We start from the raw sequence: 21,173 nt of genomic DNA on the forward strand, positions 1-21,173 counted from the left end.
CGAGGAAAACCTGTGATGCTCTTGTCGATTGGGCGGTAAACCGCTTAACTGAGGCGTTGAAGGACTATGTTCCGTAGGTCACATCGCTGTCAAGAGTTCAGAGAGGGAATCGATGGTCACGATGCGGGACGTCGCTCAGCGTGCCGGTGTTTCGATCGCGACCGTCTCGTTCCTGCTGAACGACACCAAGCCGGTGACGGCTGCGACCCGGGCGCGGATCGAGCAGGCGATGGTCGAGCTCGGATACCGCCGCAACATGGTGGCCCGCGCGCTGGCCAGTCGGCGTACCCACATCATCGCGATGGCGTACCCGGCGCTCGAGCACAAGTTCGGGATGTCCACGGCCGAGTTCTTCACCAGCGCGGCCGAGGCGGCCCGCAAGGAGGATTACCACCTGGTGCTGTGGCCGGTCGGCAACGACGGGGTCGAGCTACGCGAGCTGCTCGGGCAGGGCCTGGTGGACGGCGTCGTCCTGATGGAGGTGCAGCTGGACGATCCGCGGGTCGACGTACTGCAGCAGGCCGGGACGCCGTTCGCGTTGATCGGCCGGACGACCGAGCTCGAGGGTTTGTCGCACGTGGACATCGACTTCGACACGACGGTCGAGGATGCGGTCAAGCATCTGTACGACCACGGGCATCGCGAAATGGCCTTGATTTCGGGCGATCTGGACGACCCGCGCTTCCACGATTACGGTCCCTGGGTTCGGACCGAGGACGCTTATCGCCGGGTCGCGGCGTCGTACGGGCTGCCGGTCGTCGTACTGCCCTGCTCGGACACCACTCAGGCCGGCAAGCTCGCCGCGGAACGCTTACTGGCCGAGCATCCCGAGACGACAGCGATGCTGGTCCTGAACGAGTACGCCGCGCTCGGCGTCGTGTCCGGCCTGCGGCGCAGCGGCCGCGACATCCCGGCCGACATGTCGGTCCTGTCCCTGCTGATGGTCCCGGAAACCGCGGCGATGACAGACCCCGAGCTCACGATGATGCGGACCCCGGGTCCCGAACTCGGCCAGCTCGGCACCGAAGCCCTCATCCGCGAACTCGAAGGCGCCGACCCACTCCCACCCCAACTGGTCCCGGCCAAACTGTTCCCGGGAGCGACGGTCACAGCCCCCAAAGCGCCGCAACCAAAGGCCTCCGCAGGTCGCCGCGCCGCACGCAAAGCCCGATCGTAAGCGGCTCCAACTCCCCCGGCACCTCGACGAGCTGCTCCCGCACAACCGACGACTCCAGCACCAGCCGCGGCACGACTCCTGTCCCACATCCGAGGGCTACCAGGGCGAGCAGCGCTTCATGCCCATCCGGCTCGGCTGCAATCGTTGGCTTCGTCCCAGTCTTGCGGAACCAGCGGTACGCCGCCTCGCGGACGAGCCCTCGCGCCGGCACGACGTACGAGCCGTCTGGTTCGGTGTCCCGCGTGTGGACCAGCACGAGATCTGTGACCGCGACCGTTCGACTTACCAACGTCTGCGGCAGGCGCTTCGGGATGCCGGCGACTGCCGCATCCACCTCGCCCTCGTCGAGTCGCGCGAGCGCGGCGGCCGCGTCACCCGTCCGTACGTCGAGCCGGATCTGCGGATGCGTTGCGCGCAAGGGCTTGAGAAGGTCAGGCAGCAGTGTCTGGCATGCCGTGACTGTGGCGAAGATCCGCAGGTCGCCGGTCAGCCCGACCGGCTCGTCGGACGCCGCTCGATAGTCGTCCCACAGCTCCAGCGCCTGCTCGGCGTACGCCGTGAACCGGCGACCCTCTTCGGTCAGTACGACGCCCCGCGGTCCCCGATCCAGCAACCGCGCGCCGACCCGCGTCTCCAGTCGCTGGATCGTGCGGGTCAGCGTCGCCGCGCTGACGTGGCATTCGAGGCTGGTGCGTCCGTAGTTCAGCGTCCGCGCCAAATGCAGGAACAGCTCCAGCTCTCGATGCTCCACTACAACTTCAGCGAAGTCGCAACCACGTCGGCCAGTGAATGGGCGATCTCGTGTGCGGTGTCCGAGGACTCGGCCTCGACCATGACGCGGACGAGCGGCTCGGTGCCCGACGGGCGCAGCAGGACCCGGCCGGTGTCGCCCAGGCGGTTCGTCGCCTCGGCCACGGCAGACTGGACCGCGGCGTCGGTGCCCGCGCGGTCCTTGTCCACGTCCTTCACGTTGACCAGGACCTGCGGGAGGCGGGTCATCGCGCCGGCCAGGTCGGCCAGGCTCTTCCCCGTCTGCGCGATCCGGGCCAGCAGCATGACCGCGGTCAGCGTGCCGTCGCCGGTGGTGGCGTGGTCGGACAGGATCACGTGCCCGGACTGCTCACCGCCGAGCTTGTGGCCGCCGGCCTTCATTGCCTCGAGCACGTACCGGTCGCCGACCTTGGTCTGCTCGACCGCAATCCGCTCCCGCACCATCGCCTGGACGAAGCCCAGGTTGCTCATCACGGTCGCAACGACCGTGTCGTTCGACAGCCGGCCGCTGTCGCGCATCGCGAGCGCCAGTACGGCGAGGATCTGGTCGCCGTCGACGAGCTCGCCGCTCGCGTCCACCGCCAGGCAGCGGTCCGCGTCGCCGTCGAGCGCGATGCCGACGTCGGCGCGGTGACCGATCACCTCACGCTGCAGACCCTCGATATGCGTGGATCCGCAGTTCAGGTTGATGTTCAGGCCATCCGGAGCCGCGGCAACCGTGACCACCTCGGCGCCGAGCCGGCGCAGTGCCTCCGGCGCGGTCTGCGAGGCCGCGCCGTTGGCGCAGTCGATGACGACCTTGAGACCGTCGAACCGGTTCGGGGCCGAGCGGACCAGGTGCGAGACATATGTCTCGAAGCCCTGCCCGTCGTCGGTGACCCGGCCCACGGCAGCGCCGGTCGGACGCTGCCACTCCTCGTTCATCCGGGCCTCGATGGCGTCCTCGATCACGTCGTCGAGCTTGATCCCGCCGCGGGCCAGGAACTTGATGCCGTTGTCCGGCATCGGGTTGTGGCTGGCGGACAGCATCACACCGAGATCGGCGCCGGTCGAGCCGGTCAGGTACGCGACGGCCGGGGTCGGCAGTACGCCGAGCCGGACGACGTCGACGCCGGCGCTGGCAAGACCAGCGACAACGGCGGCTTCGAGGAACTCACCACTGGCACGAGGATCCCGGCCCACAACGGCGCGCGGCCGGTGCCCTTCGAAGGCACCGGCCTCGCCGAGTACGTGAGCTGCCGCGACCGAGAGGTCGAGCGCCAGCTCCGCGGTCAGGTCCACGTTCGCCAGGCCACGGACTCCGTCCGTGCCGAACAAACGCCCCATCAGGTGATCAGCGCTTGCTGTACTGAGGCGCCTTACGGGCCTTCTTGAGACCGGCCTTCTTACGCTCCTTGATCCGCGCGTCGCGGGTGAGCAGACCGGCCTTCTTCAGACCCGGGCGGTTGGCCTCGAGGTCCGCCGCGTTCAGGCAGCGGGCGACACCGAGCTGCAGCGCACCGGCCTGACCGGTGATACCGCCGCCGTTGATCCGGGCGATCACGTCGTACGAGCCCTCGAGGCCCGCGACGACGAACGGCTCGTTCACGTGCTGCTGGTGGACCTTGTTCGGGAAGTAGACGTCGAGGTCCTTCCCGTTGATCTTCCACTTGCCGGTGCCCGGGACGATCCGGACGCGGGCGACGGCCTCCTTGCGGCGACCAGTGGCGCCGGCCGGGTTGATGACCGCGACCCGACCCTGCTCGGCGCGCTGCTCCGGAGCCGGGTTGGTCTCGGAGGTGTAGGCGACCGGGCCCTCGGTGTCGATGGGGACCTCGGTGTCGAGTTCTTCGGTCTCGGTGGTGATGTCGCTCACGCTGTGAATCCTCGTTTACCTGGTTCGTCGATCGCTTACTGGGCGATCTGGGTGATCTCGAACGGCTTCGGCTGCTGGGCCGTGTGCGGGTGCTCCGGGCCGGCGTACACCTTCAGCTTGGTCAGCAGCTTCCGGCTCAGACGGTTCTTCGGCAGCATCCCCCAGACGGCCTTCTCGACGGCCTTACGCGGGTCCTTGTCGAGGATCTCGCCGATCGGCGTCGCGGTCAGACCACCCGGGTGACCCGAGTGGCGGTACGCCAGCTTGTCGGTCCGCTTGGTGCCCGACAGGGCAACCTTGGAGGCGTTGACAACGATGACGAAGTCGCCGCCGTCCACGTGCGGTGCGAACGTCGGCTTGTGCTTGCCGCGCAGCAGGGTGGCGATCTGGACGGCGAGCCGACCGAGCGTGACGTCGGTGGCGTCGATCACGTGCCACTCACGAGTGACGTCAGCAGGCTTCGGGCTGTACGTGCGCACGGTCGTTGACCTTCGTTTCTCAGAGGTTGACTAAAACTGGACGTCGGCGAGCGGTCAGCCGACACGGCATCGACCTGGAACGCACAACAGCAGCCCAGAATACCGGCGACGGCACGCGTGGGTCAAAGCGAGCCCACACGCCGAGGGGACCCCGGCTTGGAAGCAGCTGAGGACCGCACTAGTTTAGCGGTGAAGATTGCAGTCCGAACCCGCGTCCCGCCGGCTGATCTACCCTCATTCATCCAGGCGATGACGCCAGCTTCCGAAGAGGGCATTGTGACCGAACAGTCGCTCACCGTCCGGGACAACCGGACCGGCAAGGACTTCGACCTTGCCATCACCGATGGCACCATCCGTGCCGCCGACCTCAAGCAGATCAGCGCATCCGACGGCGACGGTGGCCTGGCCACCTACGACCCGGGCTTCGTCAACACCGCGTCCTGCCGCTCCTCCGTCACCTTCATCGACGGCGACAAGGGCATCCTGGAGTACCGCGGGTACCCGATCGAGCAGCTCGCCGAGCAGTCCAACTACCTCGAGGTCGCATACCTCCTGGTGAATGGCAAGCTGCCCAACAAGGCGGAGTACGAGGCCTGGGCACACGACGTGACGTATCACACGTTCGTGCACGAGAACCTGAAGACCTTCATGCAGGGCTTCCGGTACGACGCGCACCCGATGGGCATGCTGCTGGCCTCGGTCGGCGGGCTGTCCACGTTCTACCCCGAGTCGCGCAACATCTTCGACGAGGAGTCGCGGGCGCTGCAGATCCGCCGGCTGATCGCGAAGATGCCGACGCTCGGCGCGTTCGCGTTCCGGCACGCGCAGGGCAAGCCGTACGTGTACCCGGACAACGAGCTCAGCTACACGGCGAACTTCTTGTCGATGCTGTTCAAGATGAGCGAGCCGAAGTACGCCGCCGACGACCGCCTGGTGCGGGCGCTGGAGATCCTGTTCATCCTGCACGCCGACCACGAGCAGAACGCGTCCACGAACGCGGTCCGCGCGATCGGCTCCACCCAGGTCGACCCGTACACCGCGGTGGCCGGCGGGATCGGCGCGCTCTACGGCCCGCTGCACGGCGGCGCCAACGAGGCGGTGCTGAAGATGCTCCGCCGGATCGGCTCGGTCGACAACGTCCCGTCCTTCATCGAGGGCGTGAAGAACGGCGAAGAGCGGCTGATGGGCTTCGGCCACCGGGTCTACAAGAACTACGACCCGCGCGCCAAGATCATCAAGAAGGCCGCCGACGACGTCTTCGAGGTCACCGGCATCAACCCGCTGCTGAAGATCGCCGTCGAGCTGGAGAAGATCGCGCTGGAGGACGAGTACTTCGTCTCCCGCAAGCTCTACCCGAACGTCGACTTCTACTCCGGCCTGATCTACGAGGCCCTGCAGTTCCCGCCGGAGATGTTCACCGTCCTGTTCGCCATCCCCCGCACCTCCGGCTGGCTCGCCCAGTGGCTGGAAATGCTCGGCGACGGCGACCAGAAGATCGCCCGCCCCAAACAGATCTACACCGGCGAACGAGGCACCCAGTACGTCCCCATGGGCGACCGCTGACCTTCGCTTGAAACAGCCCCCTCGACCATCTGGTCGAGGGGGCTGTTGTCGTCAAGCGACGTACTCGACCCGCGGCGCACCCCCTTCGCGGCGACCCGCCTCCTGCCCGCACCCACCGCCGCTCCTGCAGCCCCCTCCTGCAGCCCCCTCCTGCAGCCCTCTCCGCAGCGCCTCCGCAGCCCTTCCGCAGCCCCTTGCCTCGCTCGGCCGACGCGGTCGCCCCCCTTCTCGCCGAGTCGTGTGATTTGGCGACCACCCGTTTCGCCGAGTCGTGGATTTGGGGCCTCTCCGGCCGCCTGAATCGACGACTCGACAATCGGGGTCCTCGCCAAATCACACGACTCGACAGGTGGAGGCACGTCGGCGTTTTCTGTCTGTGGGGGCTGTTAGTTCGGTGAATGGCGACGTTGGTGGGGAAGGTTGCGCTCGTCACGGGGGCGAGTCGTGGGGTTGGGAAGGGAATCGCTCTCGGGCTCGCCGAGCAGCGCCACCCGAGCGGGTGCGAGGCCAGCTCCACCAGGTCCTCGACGGGCAGCACCCCGGCGCCGATCACATCCAGGCGCATGCGGTCCGGGTACGCCGCCGGATGCAGTCGACGGCGCAGCCCGCGCAGCGGCGTGCTTTCCCGCCCAGGACGTGCAACACCCGCACCAACCACATCCACCCGGAAATGCGATTCGCGCAGGCCGCCGGAGGCGGCCTGCAAGACAGCCGCGGCGGAGCGGTGTCCTTTCGGCGGCGCCGGTGGGCGGAGTGTGGTGAATTGGAGATGGCCCCGGGCGGGCTTGGTGCTCGGTCCGGGGCCATCTGGCGCCTCTGGGGACTAGGACGCTGCTGGAGCGGTGGCTGGTTCCCGTAGGTGGGTGATGAGTTGGTCGACCTGCCCGCGGGCTCGGATCATTGCCAGGTGGTCGATGTAGTCGCGGGACTCGACGATCAGGCCGTCGCGGACGCGGAGTACGAAGATGGCGGGGGCGGTGAAGGGCTCACCGGTGGCGAGCACGGTACCGGCGTAGTCGAATTCGGCGACGATCACCTCGGGGTCGGCGGTCTGGTGGACCCGGATGTTGGCCGGCTGGAAGCGGACCAGCTCGCTCACCCGGGGACCGTTCACGCCGAAGTGTTCTGCGAGGGCGGCGCGGGACAGCACCGGGTGGTCGCCGTACGGGTTCATCGGGTGCCGTACGTCGGTCTGCTCGGCGTACAGCTCGGGCAGTACGGCGAAGTCGCGGTCGGCGACGCCGTGGACCAGCTTCAGGAAGACCTCTTCGGGAGTCATCGGGTTCCTCACAGGAGATAAACGGAGTGATGACTATCGAATATATGGAGTAACGACTTCGTTTACAACCCCGGGCCGGTTCGCGGCGTCTCTTAGGCTGAGGGCGACGAAGGGGAGCTGGGGTGCGAGCAGACGCGCGCGACAACCGGGCGAGGATCATGACCGCGGCGGACGATGTCTTCGGGCAATCGCCGAGCGCGTCCACCGACGATGTCGCGCGGCTTGCGGGAGTCGGCATCGCGACCGTGTTCCGGCACTTCCCGACCAAGACCGAGCTGCTCGAGGCCGTGCTGACGTTGCGACTCGAGCGCCTGCGGGACCGCGCGCTCGAGCTGGCCGGCAGCGACGATCCCGGGAAGGCGTTCTTCGAGTTCTTCACGCAGGTCGTGTCCGAGTCGGCGTCGAAGCTGGCGATCGGCGAGGCGCTGACGGCGGCCGGAGCAGCTGCCGGCGAGGAAGCGCGGGCGGCGGGTCGCGGCATGCGAGAGGCATTCAACGGCCTACTTACCGCAGCGCAGCGGACCGGCTCAGTGCGGTCGGACGCGGAGATGGCCGAGGTGTATGCGCTGATGATCGGCGCTTCCCGCGGCGCGACCGCGGCCAAGCTCGAGCCGCCGGTGCGCGACCGGATGCTCGCCCTGATCTACGACGGCCTGGCGCCGCATTCGTGAGACGCCGTTGGCGCTCCTGGTCCCGCCTCCGCCGAGTCCTCGTCTCGGTCACGCTCGCCGTCGTGGTTGTGGTGATCGCCCCCCTCACCACCTATGCGGCCTCACTGCGACTGCAGTACGCCGGTGAGCCGTCCGCAGAGGCGCGCACCCGCAACCACGACGCACTCTGGCTCGGCCACGCGTGGGTCGACGGCCGCAAAACCGCCGCCGACGTCACCGCACTGGCCCAGCGCCTGCAAACCACCGGCATCCGCGATGTATACGTACACACCGGCCCGCTCGAGCACGACGGTTCGTTGCCGTTGGCAAAGGTTTCGCCGAAGGCGCGCTGGTTCGTCGACGCGATGCACGCGGCGGCCCCCGCCGTACGCGTGCAGGCCTGGCTCGGCGACGTCGTACAACCGGGCAAGAACCCCGGCATGAACCTCGACGATCCCGCCGTACGCCGACAGGTGGTCGAGTCGGCGAAAGCCGTGCTGGCACAGGGTTTCCAGGGCATCCACTACGACTTCGAGCCGGTCCGCTCCGGCTCGAAGGGCTACCTGGCGGTCCTCGACGAGACCCGCGCGCTCAAAACCACGCTCTCGGTCGCAGCCGCGCAGATCGACCCACTCTGGTACCTGCACGCGATCCCGATCGACAAGTGGTGGTCGCAGGAGTACTTCGCCAAGGTGGCGAGCCGGGTCGACCAGATCGCCATCATGTCCTACGACACCGCCATGCCACTGGAGTCCTTGTACGGCGGGTACGTCGCCAAGCAGACCAAGCTGGCGCTAGAGGTCACTCCCCCGAACACCGTCCTCCTCATGGGCCTCCCGGCGTACTGGGAGAGCAATCCGTCCCACTGGGGTCACGCCGAGACGGTCACCGCAGCAGTCCGCGGCGCCCGCCTCGGCCTGAGCAACTCAACCCGCCAGAACTTCGGACTGGCGCTGTACGTCGACTTCGCCGCCACCGAAGACAACTGGACCGCCTACCGCGACGGCTGGTGCGCCGCGCCCTAGCAAGCCCTAGCGAGCCCTAGCGCGCCCTAGCAAGCCCTAGCGAGCCCGCTCGACGCGGCCCTCGTCCCAGACTGGTTCGTCCGGCTCGTAGACAGAGCCGTCGGCGCCGAAGACGAGGTAACGGTCGAAGCCGCGCGCGAACCACCGGTCGTGGGTCACCGCGAGCACTGTGCCGTCGAAGGCGTCCAGCCCCTCCTCCAACGCCTCCGCGGACTCCACGTCCAGGTTGTCGGTCGGCTCGTCGAGCAGGAGGAGCGTTGCACCGGACAGCTCGAGCATCAGGATCTGGAACCGGGCCTGCTGCCCACCGGACAGGCTGTCGAACGTCTGCTCGGCCGCATGCGCCAGCTCGTACCGATCCAGCTTCCGTGACGCCAGCTCACGCCCCATGCCCTCACGGTGGTCGTCACCGCGGTGCAGGATCTCCAGCAACGTCCGGCCCATCAACTCCGGATGCTCGTGCGTCTGCGCGAACCAACCGGGCCGTACGCGCGCGCCGAGCTTCGCGTGACCGGTGTGCGCCACCGGAGCAATCTTCACCTCACCGACCGGCTGGTGCTCCACATCCGGATCCGACCCACCGTTGGCGAGCAGCCGCAGGAAGTGTGACTTCCCGGACCCGTTCGATCCCAGCACGGCGACACGTTCGCCGTACCAGACCTCCAGGTCGAACGGCTTCATCAGACCGGTCAGCTCGAGCTGTGTGCACACAACGGCCCGCTTGCCGGTGCGACCGCCGGTGAGGCGCATGCTGACCTTCTGCTCGCGCGGCAACGCCTGCGGCGGCCCAGCCTCCTCGAACTTGCGCAGCCGGGTCTGGGACGCGCGGTAGCGCGACGCCATGTCGGAGTTGTACGCCGCCTTCTGCTTGTACATCAGCATCTGCGCGCGGAGCTTCGCATGCTCCTCGTCCCACCGCTTGCGCAGCTCCTCGAACCGCTCGAACCGGTGCCGCCGCGCCTCGTGGTACGTCGCGAAGCCGCCGCCGTGCGTCCACGCCGTATTGCCGGCGGCCCCCAGCTCGACGGTGACGATCCGGGTAGCGGTGTTGGCCAGCAGCTCCCGGTCGTGGCTGATGTAGAGCACGGTCTTGTCGCTAGTACGCAGCTGTTCCTCGAGCCAGCGCTTCCCCGGTACGTCGAGGTAGTTGTCCGGCTCGTCCAGGATCAGCACCTCGTCCGGTCCGCGCAGCAGGGCCTCCAGGACCAGGCGCTTCTGCTCGCCGCCAGACAGCGTCTTCACCTCACGCCAGCGACACCGGTCGAACGGCACGCCGAGCGCAGCCGTCGTACACACGTCCCACAACACCTCAGCGTCGTACCCGCCGACCTCGCCCCAGTCCGACACGGCCTGTGCGTACTTGAGCTGGGTCTTCTCGGTGTCGTCCTCCATCATCACCAGCTCGGCCTTGTCCAGCTTGGCCGCGGCCTGCTGGATCCGCTCCGGCGCGACGGCCATCAGCAGGTCGCGAACGGTCGACGAGTCCCGCACCGAGCCAACGAACTGCCGCATCACCCCCAGCCCACCGGACCGGGAGATGCTGCCGCTGTGGGCCTTCAGGTCGCCCGCGATGATCCGGGTCAGCGTGGTCTTGCCCGAGCCGTTCGCACCGACCAGTGCGACCTTCGCGCCGTCGCCGACGCGGAACGTGATGTCGTCCAGCAACACCCGCCCGTCCGGCAGCTCGTACCCGACTCCACCTACATCCACGTGACCCATCCCCCCAGTCTGACCGCCCGGCCCCCGCCCCGGCGACCGGTTATCGTTTGCCGGTGCCGCGCAACGTGAGAGGACGCGAGATCCTCCCCCACACGCGGGAGTACCAGTGGGTCGCAAGCATCGTGGCCGCGGTCGAGCGCCGTGCCGGCGTGCCGTCGTCCTGGAACCGCCGGCTGTACGACGAGCACAGCGGCACCGGTGCGACGGCGGAGTACAACGGGCCGATGACGGTCAGCCGGGAGCTCGTCCTCGAGCCGGTGATGCGCGCGTACGACGCAACCGGGCCGCTCGACCTCGACACGGTCGGCTGGGCCCGGATCGGCGCGATGACCGTGATCCACGAGACCGACCACCACCAGCACCCTGCCGGCGACGAGCACGCACCCGATGCGGTCCGCTTCTACTCGCCGGAGGCGGAGGCGGTGATCGAGGGCCTTGCCGACAGCAACAGGGACCGGATCGCCGACCCGGTCATCCAGGACATCGGGATGGACAAGGCTGTCCCGAGGATCCTCGAGGTGCACGCGGTGATGCCGTACGCCGGGTACCAGGCCGGCATCGAAGGGGTGCTGCACGGTCTGCACACGATCAGCGGCCGGTCGCAGCACGAGGTCTGGACCGCCGTCGACCAGACTCCGTTCGTGCAGCGGTACAACGCGATGGCCGATGTCGTCATCGACTCCCGGCTGGCGGGTCTGATGCCGCCGGAGCACCGGTCGCAGATCAGGCTCCAGCTGAGTCAGCCGTTGAAGGAGGAGCTCGGCGGGCTCGCTGCCTACACGGCGGAGACGGAGCTCCCGGTCCAGCTGGCCGCACGGGGTCGTGAGAGCGCAACCAGGGCGGTGCAGCGGCTGGAGCAGGAGCTGGGCACGGTCGAGCAGCACTACCGGCAGTACGGCGAGCACCCGCCGCGGATGCCGATGTCAGCAGAGCAGACGGCGCTGGTACAGCGCATCGAGGCGCACTACGGGCGCTCGACGGACCTGGAGACTGCACACCTGCGCCGGTTCGTGGACAGCTCGGCCAGTGGGCGACTAGGCGGTGCCGCGGGCGGGACTGGTGCTGCCGGCGGCGCTGCGGCGGCGGCGTCAGGGCCTGCAGTGGCCTGGGGCGGCTGGCGGCCGGACAGGTCCCGGACGGATGGCGGAGCGGCCCGGTAGGCGACCCTCTGACGCGGAATGATCGGCGCCGATGGACGCATATCAAGAGGCGCAGCGGCTGTACGCCGAAGCAATGTTGTCGACTGCCACGGGGCAGGAGCGGATCGCCGTACTGCAGCAGACACTGCAGCGGATCGGCGATCTGGTACCGCAGGCCGCTCCGGACGAGCGGCCCGCAGTACTGCTCATGAACAGCTCGATCGCCCAGCTGATCGCCGGGGAGAGCCGATGAACGGGATGCCCGAGCGCGGTGAGGAGATCCTCCCGGGCACCTGGGAGTACCAGTGGTTCGCCTCGGTCGTCACCAAGACCGAGGAGTTCGCCGGACGGCCCTCCCATTGGAACGGGAGGCTGTACGACCAGCCGGGAGCGATCGCCGGCGTCATCGAGGCCGACGGCAGCATGACGATCAGCCGGGAACACGTCCTCGACCCGGCCCGTCCCGGTTACACCGAGGGCCATTCGCTTACCCACGACGAGCGCTACGCGGCCGGGGGTGCGACGAGGATGGCGGTGTTCAGGGCGCGAGCCTCGCTGTCCGCCCTAGGAGACGACACCGGCCCCGGTGCGTCGCCGATCGGGTCGCTCGAGGACATCGCCCTCGAGAGCGCCCTCGCCGACCGCTTCACGAGCACGTACGGCGGCCGGATCGCTGAGAGCCTGACCGAGCAGGACCTGCCGGTGGACAGCTTCCCGGCGTTCCCGGCGTACACGACGGCCACGGACCGGCTGATGTCCTCATTGAGCAGACCGACCGATCTGGGACCCGGCGAGCTCCGCGACCTGCTCGAGAGCACGGATCGTTCGCAGCGGTTCAACGTGATCGCCGACCGGGTGATCGAGACCCAGCTCGGCGACCGGGTGCCCGAGTCGCACAGGGATCAGCTGCGCCAGGACCTGACCGGATCACTGCGGCGCGGGCTCAGCGGCCTGACCATGACCGAGTGGAGCCAGCTGACGCACCAGGGCTCGAAGCTGAACTGGGGCCACGACGCCGCCGAGTTGACCGCGATCGAGTTCGACCTGAATCTCGAGGACATCAAGGCCCACTACGACTCGTGGAACACGAAGCACCCGGGGGTAGAGCCGCCCGAACTGCCCGATTCGCTGCGGGAGACGTTCCTCGACCGGGAGGAGGGCATGCGGCAGGTCTGGGCCGAGCGGGGTTGGCCGGCGCAGCAACCGGTCGCCGGCCGCGAACAGGAGAACTACGACGGGCTGCGCACGCAGATCTACCCGAACGAGCGCGAGCAGGAGATTGCCAAGCTGCAGCAGTTCCTGTGGTCGCACACGGCACCGAGCCAGCACACGGATTCAGCGGCTGGTGCCGGTGAGCGACCCAACAACGTGCGCGAGATCGGCTCGACCCGCAAGGGACAGCGCGGAGTCGAGTAGCTACCAGTCCTTGAGCGCGTCCAGGTAGGTGCCGCCGGACGGGCGGACCGACCCGGTCATGAACAGCTTGAGCGGCGCCGAGAACAGGCCGTACGTGTGCGTGCCGGTGAAGAACCCGGCCGACTCGCAGCCGTCGTACCAGACCCAGATCTCGCGGATGCCGGCCGCGGTGTCGAACCGGAGCACGATCGCCTCGGACGGCTTCGAGACCTGCGGCGCGCACTTGAACACCGGGAGCTTCGCGTTCCGTTCCGGCAGCACCTTGATCTCGTTCACCACCTGCTGCGCGGTCGCGGCGTTGAACGACTCCTGCCCGAGCAGCCCGGTCTCGCCCTCGGCGAAGCCGTAGCGGCAGGCACGCAGCCCGGTCACCATCGTGTTCAGGTCGAGCCCGGTGCCGGCCGGCACAGCGTCCGGACCAGGAGCCGTCAGGACCGGATGGTCTACCGGACACCCAACCTGTGCCTGCACAGAGGGCGCCACTCCTTCCGGTTTGTTCGTAGCCGCGGCCTTGCTGTCCCCGCTGGAGTCGCTGTTGCTCGTGGCAACCGGCGACTCTCCGCCGGCAAAGCTCCACACACCACCGATCGCACCGGCAACCAGCACGGCACAGGCTGCCACCGCCCACGTCTGACGACGCCGGTGGACACGTCGACGGGCCTCCTGGGCCAGTCCGGTCGTCTGCAGGTCGTTCTGTACGCCGGCCTGGTTGTGCAGGGCAGACGTGAACTTGGGGCCGAGCTCCTGCTCAGGGTCGTGCTCAGGCATCCTCGGCTCCTTCCGTGCTCCTAGTGTTCTCAGTGCTCTCAGTGTTCTCAGTGCTCAGCGTGGTCTTCAATGCAGCCAATGCTCGATGGACATGCGACCGTGCGGTCGCCTCGGCGCAGTGCAGCAGCTGCGCGATCTCGGCGTACGACAGCTCCTCGTAGAACCGCAGTACGACGGCTGCTCGCTGTTTGTCCGGCAGGGTCGCGCACAGCGCCCAGATCGCCTCCGACTCGGCGCGTGCCGACGTACCGTCGGAAACAGCTCGCGCAGTCCGCACCGGATCCGCAGCGGGCGCCTCACGGCGACGGAACTTGCGCCACCAGGAGATGTGCGCATTCACGACCATCCGCTTCACGTACGCCTCAGGATCGTCGGCCCGGCTCACCCGGCCCCAACGTGCACAGGCAGTCGTCAGCGCATCCTGTACGGCGTCCTCCGCCAGGCTGGCGTCTCCGGTCAGGACATAGGCGAACCGCAGCAGGGCGTCCGCCTTCTCGCTGACCCACACCTCGAAGTCAAGCGGCCCTGTCCGTGCCTCCGCTGCCACCAAGGCTGCCTCCATACCCCTCAGGACGGCGCCGGGGCCGCGTTCGTTGCACGCAGTACCCGGAACCCTTTGGCGCTGCCGATCCGCTCGCAGGGGTAGCCCTGCTCGGTCAGCCAGCGCTGCAACGAGTCGCCGCCAAGGTTCTTGCCGACGACGAACCATGCCACGCCGCCGGGGGCAAGGCGAGTCAGCCAGCGCAGCAGCATCTTGTGCAGCTCCGGCTTGCCGATGTGGATCGCCGGGTTGGACCAGATCTGGTCGAACAGCACGTCCCCGGGTACGTCGTCCGGCAGCGCCGCATGCACCCGCTCGGCCACTCCAGCGGCCGCCGCGTTCACCCCGGTCAGCTCGAGCGCCCGGTTGTTCACGTCGACCGCCCACACCGTCGCCTTCGGGACCTCCACTGCCAGCGCACACGCGATCGGCCCGTAGCCACAGCCCAGGTCGAGGAACGTACCGGCCTGCTTCGGCGGCTCGGTCTCCCGCAGCAACACCGCCGTACCGATGTCCAGACGGTCCCGGGAGAACACACCGGTCGCCGTCGTGAAGACATACGGCTTCCCCCAGATCCGCGCCTCGACGGTACGCCGTACGTCCGCCGACTGCGGGTCCGCAGAGAAGAAGTGGTCACCCACGCTGATGCACCTCTCCCCTGACCTGCCTGGCCTGCAATGCCCGTGCGGCCAGCTCGTCGTCCGCCGGGTATCGCACTTCCTCCAGCGTCAGCCCGTGCGCCGGCAGCACGGACACAGCCGAGTCCCGCACCTTCCCAGCCAGTACGACGCCCGGCCACTCCACGTCCCGCCGTCCGTCGCCCACCGGAATCATCGAACCGACCAGGGCACGCACCATCGAGTGACAGAAGGCATCCGCGATCACAGTGCCCTCCAGCTGGCCGATACCCGTCCGGTGCCACGAGAAGTCCAGCAGCGCCCGCACTGTGCTGGCACCCTCCCGCTTCTTGCAGTACGCCGCAAAGTCGTGCTCACCGAGCAGACCGGCCGCGGCGGCGTTCATGCGGTCCACGTCGAGCGGCCGCCCTACCCGGAGTACATGTCCCCGGGTCAGCGGGTCCCAGCCGGCCGGGTCGTCACACAGGCGGTACACGTACCGGCGGGCCAAAGCGGAGAACCTGGCGTCAAAGCCCTCTGGAGCCGCCGTGACGGCTGTGACAGCTACGTCCTCGGGCAGGACGCCATTCAGCCCTCTCAGCAGCCTCAGCGGGTCTACAGCGCCTTCGACGTCCACATGGGTGACCTGGCCGCGAGCGTGCACGCCCGTGTCAGTCCGGCCGGCACAAGTCACGGTCAACGGCTCCGGGAGCCGCAGTACGACGCGGATCGCTTCCTCCAGCGTGCCCTGCACGGTACGGAGTCCCTCTTGACGCGCCCAGCCGTGGAAGCCCGTTCCGTCGTACCTGAGGTCTATCCGCCAACGCACACGGCAATCTAACGCAACAGGGCCCCCTCACCGTGCGGTGAGGGGGCCCTGAGGAGCACTGAAGGAGTGCTTACTTGTCGTCGTCCTCGGTCTCGCCGGCCTTGGCGAAGCCCGCGGCCTCGGCGTCCGCCTCGGTCTTGAACCAGACCTCGGCGACCGTCTGGTCGTACCACGGCGACTCGGTGGTGTGGAACTTCATCGAGTTCTCGTTGCCCTTGATGGTGAAGCCCTCGGGCGCGGAGCCGTCCTCGAGCGGGGCGGCGGAGTTGTCGAACTTCCCGGCCACGACGTCCTGGACTGATCCGTCCTGCGGCTCGTCAGCCTTCTCCTCGGCCTTCGGAGCTGCCGCCTTCTTGGCCGGAGCCTTCTTGGCGGTCTTCTTCGCCTTCGGCGAGTCGGCCAGCGCCTCGACCAGCTCGATCTTCGCCATCGGGGCGTTGTCGCCCTTGCGCGGACCGAGCTTGGTGATCCGGGTGTAGCCACCCGGACGGTCGGCGTACCGCTCGCCGATCTCGGTGAAGAGCACGTGCACGACGCTCTTGTCCTTGATCCGCTTCATCACCTGACGGCGCGAGTTCAGGTCACCACGCTTCGCCTTGGTGATCATCTGCTCCGCCAGCGGCTGCAGGCGCTTGGCCTTGGCCGCGGTGGTGGTGATGGCGCCGTGCTCGAACAGCGACGTCGCGAGGTTGCTGAGGATCAGCTTCTCGTGCGCCGGGCTGCCGCCCAGCCGGGCACCCTTGGTGGGGGTTGGCATCTCATAACTCCAGAATTCTAAGGCCCGTCGGGCCGAAGGGGTGTAGGGCCCGACGGGCCTTGGTCAGCTCAGTACTGCTCGGTCTCGGCGAAGCTCTCGTCCTCGTCGTCCGCCTCGTTGCCGTAGGCACCGGACGCGGCGCGGAGGTCGAACCCGGGCGGGGAGTCCTTCAGCGACAGGCTCATCTCGGCCAGCTTCAGCTTGACCTCGTCGATCGACTTGGAGCCGAAGTTCCGGATGTCCAGCAGGTCCTGCTCGCTGCGCGAGATCAGCTCACCCACGGTGTGGATGCCCTCGCGCTTCAGGCAGTTGTACGACCGGACGGTCAGCTGCAGGTCCTCGACCGGCAGGGCCAGGTCGGCGGCCATCTGCTCGTCCACCGGCGACGGGCCGATGTCGATGCCCTCGGCCTCGACGTTCAGCTCGCGAGCCAGACCGAACAGCTCGACCAGGGTCTTACCGGCCGACGCGACGGCGTCGCGGGGCAGCATCGACTGCTTGGTCTCGACGTCGACCACGAGGCGGTCGAAGTCGGTGCGCTGCTCGACACGGGTGGCCTCGACCTTGTAGGTCACCTTCATCACCGGCGAGTAGATCGAGTCGACCGGCATCCGGCCGATCTCGGCGTCAGCGGACTTGTTCTGTACGGCGGACACGTAACCGCGGCCGCGCTCGACGACCAGCTCCATCTCGAGCCGGCCCTTCTCGTTCAGGGTGGCGATCTTCAGGTCCGGGTTGTGCACCTCGACACCGGCCGGCGGCGCGATGTCGGCGGCGGTCACGTCACCGGGGCCCTGCTTGCGCAGGTACATGGTGACCGGCTCGTCGTGCTCGGACGAGACGACCAGGTCCTTCAGGTTCAGGATCAGCTGGGTGGCGTCTTCCTTGACCCCGGCAACGGTCGAGAACTCGTGCAGGACACCGTCGATCTTGATGCTGGTGACGGCTGCACCCGGGATGGAGGACAGCAGGGTCCGGCGGATCGAGTTACCGAGGGTGTAACCGAAGCCCGGCTCCAGCGGCTCGATCACGAACCGCGAGCGGTACTCGTCGACGACCTCTTCGGTCAGGGTGGGGCGTTGTGCGATAAGCAACTTCGTGTTCCTTCTCTGTCGCGACGACCACTATTTGAGGTCGCGAGGGGTGAAGAAGACACCGGACCGGCCGGCGGCCCTGGGGCCACCGGCCGGCACGCGGTCAGTTCTTCGAGTAGAGCTCGACGATCAGGTGCTCGGCGACCTGGGTGTCGATCTGCTGCCGGGTCGGCAGCTGGTGGACGAGGATCCGCAACCGCTCGGGCATCACCTCGAGCCACGCGGGGACGACACGCTCTGCGTGCGCCTCGCGGGCGATGATGAACGGCGTCGTCTCGACCGACTTCTTCTTGACATCGATGATGTCGTGAGCAGCCACCCGGTACGACGGGATGTTCACCTTGACGCCGTTCACGGTGAAGTGACCGTGGACGACGAGCTGACGGGCCTGCCGGCGCGTCCGGGCCAGGCCGGAGCGGTAGACCACGTTGTCCAGGCGGGACTCGAGGATCTGCAGCAGGTTGTCACCGGTCTTGCCGGAGCGCCGCGAGGCCTCCTCGTAGTACCGGCGGAACTGCTTCTCGAGAACGCCGTACGAGTAACGCGCCTTCTGCTTCTCGCGCAGCTGGAGCAGGTACTCGCTCTCCTTCGGGCGGCCGCGGCCGTGCATACCCGGCGGGTACGGACGACGCTCGAACGCCTTGTCGCCACCGACGAGGTCGACCCCGAGACGGCGCGACTTCTTGGTCATAGGTCCGGTGTAACGGGCCATGGTTCGCTACCTTCCTCTCTCTGGGGTCAGACCCGGCGCCGCTTGGGCGGGCGGCATCCGTTGTGGGCGACTGGGGTGACGTCCTGGATGGTGCCGACCTCGAGGCCGACGGCACCCAGCGAACGGATCGCGGTCTCACGGCCGGAGCCGGGACCCTTGACGAACACGTCGATCTTGCGCATGCCGTGCTCCATCGCGCGGCGTCCGGCAGCCTCGGCGGCCATCTGCGCGGCGAACGGGGTCGACTTGCGCGAACCCTTGAAGCCGACGGTTCCCGCGGAAGCCCACGAGATGACCGCGCCGGTCGGGTCGGTGATCGTCACGATCGTGTTGTTGAACGTGCTCTTGATGTGCGCGTGGCCGGCGGCCACGTTCTTCTTCTCCTTGCGGCGCACCTTCTTCGCGCCGGCCGCGCTGCGGCTCTTGGGAGGCATAGGTCAGTTGCTCCTGGGGTCGACGGTCATCCGGGTCACTTCTTCTTCTTGCCGGCGATCGCCTTACGGCGACCCTTGCGGCTACGGGCGTTGGTCCGCGTGCGCTGACCACGCACCGGCAGGCCGCTGCGGTGCCGGCGACCCTGGTACGACCCGATCTCGATCTTGCGGCGGATGTCCGCGGTCACCTCGCGACGGAGGTCACCTTCGATCTTGTAGTTGCCTTCGATCCAGTCCCGGAGCTTCACCAGCTCGTCGTCGCCCAGTTCGTGGACGCGCTTGTCACCGGAGATACCGGTGGCTTCGAGCGTCTTCAGGGCGCGAGTACGACCTACACCGAAGATGTAGGTGAGAGCGACCTCGATGCGCTTGTCGCGCGGCAGGTCGACCCCTACGAGGCGTGCCATGTGGCGGTGTTCCTTTCGTCAGCAGAGGTGTGGTGGCGCGCCGCGTCCCCGCCCGCCTCGGTGAGAAATTGTTTTCACCGGCAGGGCCCCGGCCTCTGTTCCGGGGGCAACATCCGGGAAGTTCTCCCGGATGAGCGTGCGCGCTGTGGTGCGAAAGTGCCTGTGTACTGCGTCGAGCTTTGTCAGCCCTGCCGCTGCTTGTGCCGCGGGTTCTCGCAGATCACCATGACCCGGCCGTGACGGCGGATCACCTTGCACTTGTCGCAGATCTTCTTGACGCTCGGATTGACCTTCATCGAGCTACTTTCTTCGACAGGTGTTGGTGGGTCTTACTTGTACCGATAGACGATCCGACCCCTGGTGAGGTCGTACGGCGACAGCTCCACGACGACCCGGTCCTCGGGGAGGATCCGGATGTAGTGCTGCCTCATCTTGCCGCTGATGTGCGCGAGCACTTTGTGCCCGTTGGACAGCTCAACACGGAACATCGCGTTCGGCAGGGCCTCGACGATGGTGCCCTCGAGTTCGATTACTCCCTCTTTTTTGGGCATGTCCTCGCACTTCTGTAGACGTGACTGGCTATGGCTACAAAGAGCCAAGGAAAAAGTGTACGCCACGCACCCACAGGAAACCCAATCGAGCTCTCCGGTCAGGTATTGGTGGCCGCCCACTGCTCGCCCGCGCGCCACACCTGTTCGGGCATCAGATCCAGAAGATCACAGGCTGCATCCAGCTGTGCGAGCGCAGTGACGGAATCGCGGTACGCCGGGAGGATCGCGACGAATCGCCGCCCTTCGCAGCTGAAGCCGAACGGCGGCACGTCGGCCAGCGCCTCGACCGCCCGCGGGTGCAGCATCGCCATCGCGTGGTCCTCGCGGCCGTTGAACAAGCGGTACTGCGCCGACAGCCCGTCGAGGGTGAGCGGCAGAGGCAGCAGGCTGGCCGCCGCAACGGGCGAAAGACCCGCGGGCAGCACCTGCAGCGGCGGCAGTGGCCTATCCACCTGGAGGTCGAGGAAGTCGAAGCCGAGCTCACGTCGCCGTACCTTGTGCCGGAACCGGCCGGTCCAGAACTCCCGGCCGCGGTGCCGGCCCGTGGTCACGTCCACGATCGCGGCGCCCGGATCGACGTCGAACGGTGGGAACGGCCAACGATCCCGCAGTTCCTCCCCCGATGCGCTGATCCGCCAGCCGAGCTGGTGCGCCGTGTCGGCCCACGACTGCTTACGGCGGCCGTCACCGATCCGCAGCGCCAGCGTGAACCCGATCAGCACCAGGAACCAGATCAGCACGAACCAGCCGACCCAGCGTGGCTCCAGCAGCAGACCGACGATCGCCAGCGGCACGGCGATCGCGAACCAGATCACGTAGACGACCGCGGATCCGTGATGCAGCTGCCACGCCCAATCCGGCCGAAGCCGTGGGGCGGCGACGCGGCGACTGACCGGGGCCGCCGTCAACGGCGCCTGCCGAGGCCGCCGAGGGCGATGATCGCCCAGGGAATCAGCAGCCAGACCGGCCAGAACGACGGCCAGTGGCCGCCGTTGCCGAGACCGATCACGAACCAGATCACGACGTTGATCAACACCACGCCGGTGAAGCCGCCGACCGCGTTACCGCGCTTGTGCGGGTGGCTGTCCTTCTTCCGCTCCGGGAAGTCACCGGGTGCGGGGGCCGGCTTGGTGTCCTGCACGACCTCGGGCGTCTTGTACGTGCTCACCGGCGGCAGGTCCCGCACCAGCGGCTCGAGCTCGCCGTACGTCTGGACGGTGTAGAGCCGGTCGAGGCGGGAGGAGAACTCGGGTTGATCCAGCCGGCCGTCCGCGAACGCATCCCGCAACCGTCCGGCGATCTTGTCGCGGTCGGCTTCGGTGAAACGCTGGTACGGCTGGTACTGAGGCATGTCTCAAGTGTGCCTCAGCTACGGTCCGATCCGCGTCCC

General features: G+C 67.8%; 26 protein-coding genes and 1 pseudogene. 8 read left to right on the forward strand and 19 right to left on the reverse strand.

Annotated elements, in window-relative coordinates:
- The first annotated feature begins 112 nt into the window (after positions 1 to 112).
- Positions 113 to 1,177 carry a LacI family DNA-binding transcriptional regulator gene (locus EV645_RS08470; protein ID WP_130441423.1) on the forward strand — a complete coding sequence of 355 codons (1,065 nt, stop codon included), beginning with the start codon at positions 113 to 115 and terminating at the stop codon, positions 1,175 to 1,177.
- Here EV645_RS08470 and ilvY read toward each other — a convergent pair.
- Genes ilvY through rplM form a run of 4 tightly spaced genes read right to left on the reverse strand, consistent with a single transcriptional unit; the run spans position 1,107 to position 4,282 of the window.
- Positions 1,107 to 1,928 carry an HTH-type transcriptional activator IlvY gene (ilvY, locus tag EV645_RS08475; protein ID WP_130441425.1) on the reverse strand — a complete coding sequence of 274 codons (822 nt, stop codon included), beginning with the start codon at positions 1,926 to 1,928 and terminating at the stop codon, positions 1,107 to 1,109. The two genes, EV645_RS08470 and ilvY, sit on opposite strands and share 71 nt — an antisense overlap.
- Complete coding sequence (gene glmM / locus EV645_RS08480; RefSeq protein ID WP_130441427.1) at positions 1,928 to 3,274, reverse strand: phosphoglucosamine mutase; 1,347 nt, start codon at positions 3,272 to 3,274, stop codon at positions 1,928 to 1,930. Before glmM ends, ilvY begins: the two co-directional genes overlap by 1 nt.
- A gap of 7 nt (positions 3,275 to 3,281) precedes the next feature.
- Positions 3,282 to 3,803 carry a 30S ribosomal protein S9 gene (gene rpsI, locus EV645_RS08485; RefSeq protein WP_130441429.1) on the reverse strand — a complete coding sequence of 174 codons (522 nt, stop codon included), beginning with the start codon at positions 3,801 to 3,803 and terminating at the stop codon, positions 3,282 to 3,284.
- Between the two features lie 35 nt (positions 3,804 to 3,838).
- Complete coding sequence (gene rplM / locus EV645_RS08490; protein WP_130441431.1) at positions 3,839 to 4,282, reverse strand: 50S ribosomal protein L13; 444 nt, start codon at positions 4,280 to 4,282, stop codon at positions 3,839 to 3,841.
- Positions 4,283 to 4,558: 276 nt separating this feature from the next.
- Between rplM and EV645_RS08495 the strand changes: the two genes are divergently transcribed.
- Positions 4,559 to 5,845, forward strand: coding sequence for a citrate synthase (locus EV645_RS08495; protein WP_242000276.1), 1,287 nt, complete (start codon positions 4,559 to 4,561; stop codon positions 5,843 to 5,845).
- 398 nt (positions 5,846 to 6,243) lie between these two features.
- Positions 6,244 to 6,327, forward strand: a pseudogene (locus tag EV645_RS08500) (short-chain dehydrogenase); the annotation flags it as partial.
- 341 nt (positions 6,328 to 6,668) lie between these two features.
- Here EV645_RS08500 and EV645_RS08505 read toward each other — a convergent pair.
- Entirely contained in the window at positions 6,669 to 7,124 is a 456-nt protein-coding gene (locus EV645_RS08505; RefSeq protein WP_130441436.1) for a nuclear transport factor 2 family protein, read from the reverse strand.
- Positions 7,125 to 7,246: 122 nt separating this feature from the next.
- Between EV645_RS08505 and EV645_RS08510 the strand changes: the two genes are divergently transcribed.
- Entirely contained in the window at positions 7,247 to 7,795 is a 549-nt protein-coding gene (locus EV645_RS08510; protein WP_242000277.1) for a TetR/AcrR family transcriptional regulator, read from the forward strand.
- Positions 7,792 to 8,799 (forward strand): glycoside hydrolase family 18 protein, encoded by a 1,008-nt coding sequence (locus EV645_RS08515; protein WP_130441438.1) that lies wholly within the window; start codon positions 7,792 to 7,794, stop codon positions 8,797 to 8,799. The genes EV645_RS08510 and EV645_RS08515 overlap by 4 nt, the downstream gene beginning before the upstream one ends.
- A 36-nt stretch (positions 8,800 to 8,835) precedes the next feature.
- Here the strand turns inward: EV645_RS08515 and EV645_RS08520 are convergent, their stop codons facing one another.
- Complete coding sequence (locus tag EV645_RS08520) at positions 8,836 to 10,518, reverse strand: ABC-F family ATP-binding cassette domain-containing protein (protein WP_130441440.1); 1,683 nt, start codon at positions 10,516 to 10,518, stop codon at positions 8,836 to 8,838.
- Positions 10,519 to 10,571: 53 nt separating this feature from the next.
- Here EV645_RS08520 and EV645_RS08525 point away from each other — a divergent pair, with 53 nt between their 5' ends.
- From EV645_RS08525 to EV645_RS08535, 3 genes are read left to right on the forward strand one after another with little or no spacing between them, the layout of a single operon-like run.
- Positions 10,572 to 11,678 carry a hypothetical protein gene (locus EV645_RS08525; protein WP_130441442.1) on the forward strand — a complete coding sequence of 369 codons (1,107 nt, stop codon included), beginning with the start codon at positions 10,572 to 10,574 and terminating at the stop codon, positions 11,676 to 11,678.
- Between the two features lie 31 nt (positions 11,679 to 11,709).
- The gene (locus EV645_RS08530) at positions 11,710 to 11,910 is read left to right on the forward strand and encodes a hypothetical protein (protein ID WP_130441444.1); all 201 of its coding nucleotides are present in this window, start codon (positions 11,710 to 11,712) and stop codon (positions 11,908 to 11,910) included.
- Positions 11,907 to 13,073: a hypothetical protein gene (locus tag EV645_RS08535; protein ID WP_130441446.1), complete on the forward strand. Its 1,167-nt coding sequence runs from the start codon at positions 11,907 to 11,909 to the stop codon at positions 13,071 to 13,073. The genes EV645_RS08530 and EV645_RS08535 overlap by 4 nt, the downstream gene beginning before the upstream one ends.
- Here the strand turns inward: EV645_RS08535 and EV645_RS08540 are convergent, their stop codons facing one another.
- The 13 genes from EV645_RS08540 to EV645_RS08600 all read right to left on the reverse strand — a co-directional run bounded on the left by EV645_RS08540 (position 13,074) and on the right by EV645_RS08600 (position 21,134).
- Entirely contained in the window at positions 13,074 to 13,841 is a 768-nt protein-coding gene (locus tag EV645_RS08540; protein WP_130441448.1) for a hypothetical protein, read from the reverse strand.
- Positions 13,834 to 14,388 (reverse strand): SigE family RNA polymerase sigma factor, encoded by a 555-nt coding sequence (locus EV645_RS08545; protein ID WP_242000278.1) that lies wholly within the window; start codon positions 14,386 to 14,388, stop codon positions 13,834 to 13,836. The genes EV645_RS08540 and EV645_RS08545 overlap by 8 nt, the downstream gene beginning before the upstream one ends.
- A gap of 20 nt (positions 14,389 to 14,408) precedes the next feature.
- Entirely contained in the window at positions 14,409 to 15,023 is a 615-nt protein-coding gene (locus EV645_RS08550; protein ID WP_130441452.1) for a class I SAM-dependent methyltransferase, read from the reverse strand.
- A complete protein-coding gene (gene truA, locus EV645_RS08555; RefSeq protein WP_130441454.1) occupies positions 15,016 to 15,828 on the reverse strand; it encodes a tRNA pseudouridine(38-40) synthase TruA in 813 nt (270 codons plus the stop codon). Before truA ends, EV645_RS08550 begins: the two co-directional genes overlap by 8 nt.
- A gap of 70 nt (positions 15,829 to 15,898) precedes the next feature.
- Positions 15,899 to 16,585: a 50S ribosomal protein L17, sunset domain variant gene (rplQ, locus tag EV645_RS43345; RefSeq protein WP_130441456.1), complete on the reverse strand. Its 687-nt coding sequence runs from the start codon at positions 16,583 to 16,585 to the stop codon at positions 15,899 to 15,901.
- Positions 16,586 to 16,653: 68 nt separating this feature from the next.
- Complete coding sequence (locus EV645_RS08565; RefSeq protein ID WP_130441458.1) at positions 16,654 to 17,679, reverse strand: DNA-directed RNA polymerase subunit alpha; 1,026 nt, start codon at positions 17,677 to 17,679, stop codon at positions 16,654 to 16,656.
- 103 nt (positions 17,680 to 17,782) lie between these two features.
- Complete coding sequence (rpsD, locus tag EV645_RS08570) at positions 17,783 to 18,391, reverse strand: 30S ribosomal protein S4 (RefSeq protein ID WP_130441460.1); 609 nt, start codon at positions 18,389 to 18,391, stop codon at positions 17,783 to 17,785.
- A gap of 26 nt (positions 18,392 to 18,417) precedes the next feature.
- A complete protein-coding gene (rpsK, locus tag EV645_RS08575) occupies positions 18,418 to 18,825 on the reverse strand; it encodes a 30S ribosomal protein S11 (RefSeq protein WP_130384622.1) in 408 nt (135 codons plus the stop codon).
- A gap of 35 nt (positions 18,826 to 18,860) precedes the next feature.
- Positions 18,861 to 19,232, reverse strand: a complete 372-nt coding sequence (gene rpsM, locus EV645_RS08580; protein WP_130441462.1) for a 30S ribosomal protein S13 — start codon at positions 19,230 to 19,232, stop codon at positions 18,861 to 18,863.
- 182 nt (positions 19,233 to 19,414) lie between these two features.
- The gene (gene rpmJ, locus EV645_RS08585) at positions 19,415 to 19,528 is read right to left on the reverse strand and encodes a 50S ribosomal protein L36 (RefSeq protein WP_008361054.1); all 114 of its coding nucleotides are present in this window, start codon (positions 19,526 to 19,528) and stop codon (positions 19,415 to 19,417) included.
- A 33-nt stretch (positions 19,529 to 19,561) separates the two neighbouring features.
- Positions 19,562 to 19,783, reverse strand: a complete 222-nt coding sequence (gene infA, locus EV645_RS08590; RefSeq protein WP_012923661.1) for a translation initiation factor IF-1 — start codon at positions 19,781 to 19,783, stop codon at positions 19,562 to 19,564.
- Between the two features lie 98 nt (positions 19,784 to 19,881).
- Complete coding sequence (locus EV645_RS08595) at positions 19,882 to 20,691, reverse strand: hypothetical protein (protein WP_130441464.1); 810 nt, start codon at positions 20,689 to 20,691, stop codon at positions 19,882 to 19,884.
- Positions 20,688 to 21,134 carry a DUF1707 SHOCT-like domain-containing protein gene (locus EV645_RS08600; RefSeq protein WP_130441466.1) on the reverse strand — a complete coding sequence of 149 codons (447 nt, stop codon included), beginning with the start codon at positions 21,132 to 21,134 and terminating at the stop codon, positions 20,688 to 20,690. The genes EV645_RS08595 and EV645_RS08600 overlap by 4 nt, the downstream gene beginning before the upstream one ends.
- Positions 21,135 to 21,173 lie beyond the last annotated feature (39 nt).

This window comes from Kribbella rubisoli (genome assembly GCF_004217145.1).
GTDB classification, from domain to species: Bacteria; Actinomycetota; Actinomycetes; order Propionibacteriales; family Kribbellaceae; genus Kribbella; species Kribbella rubisoli.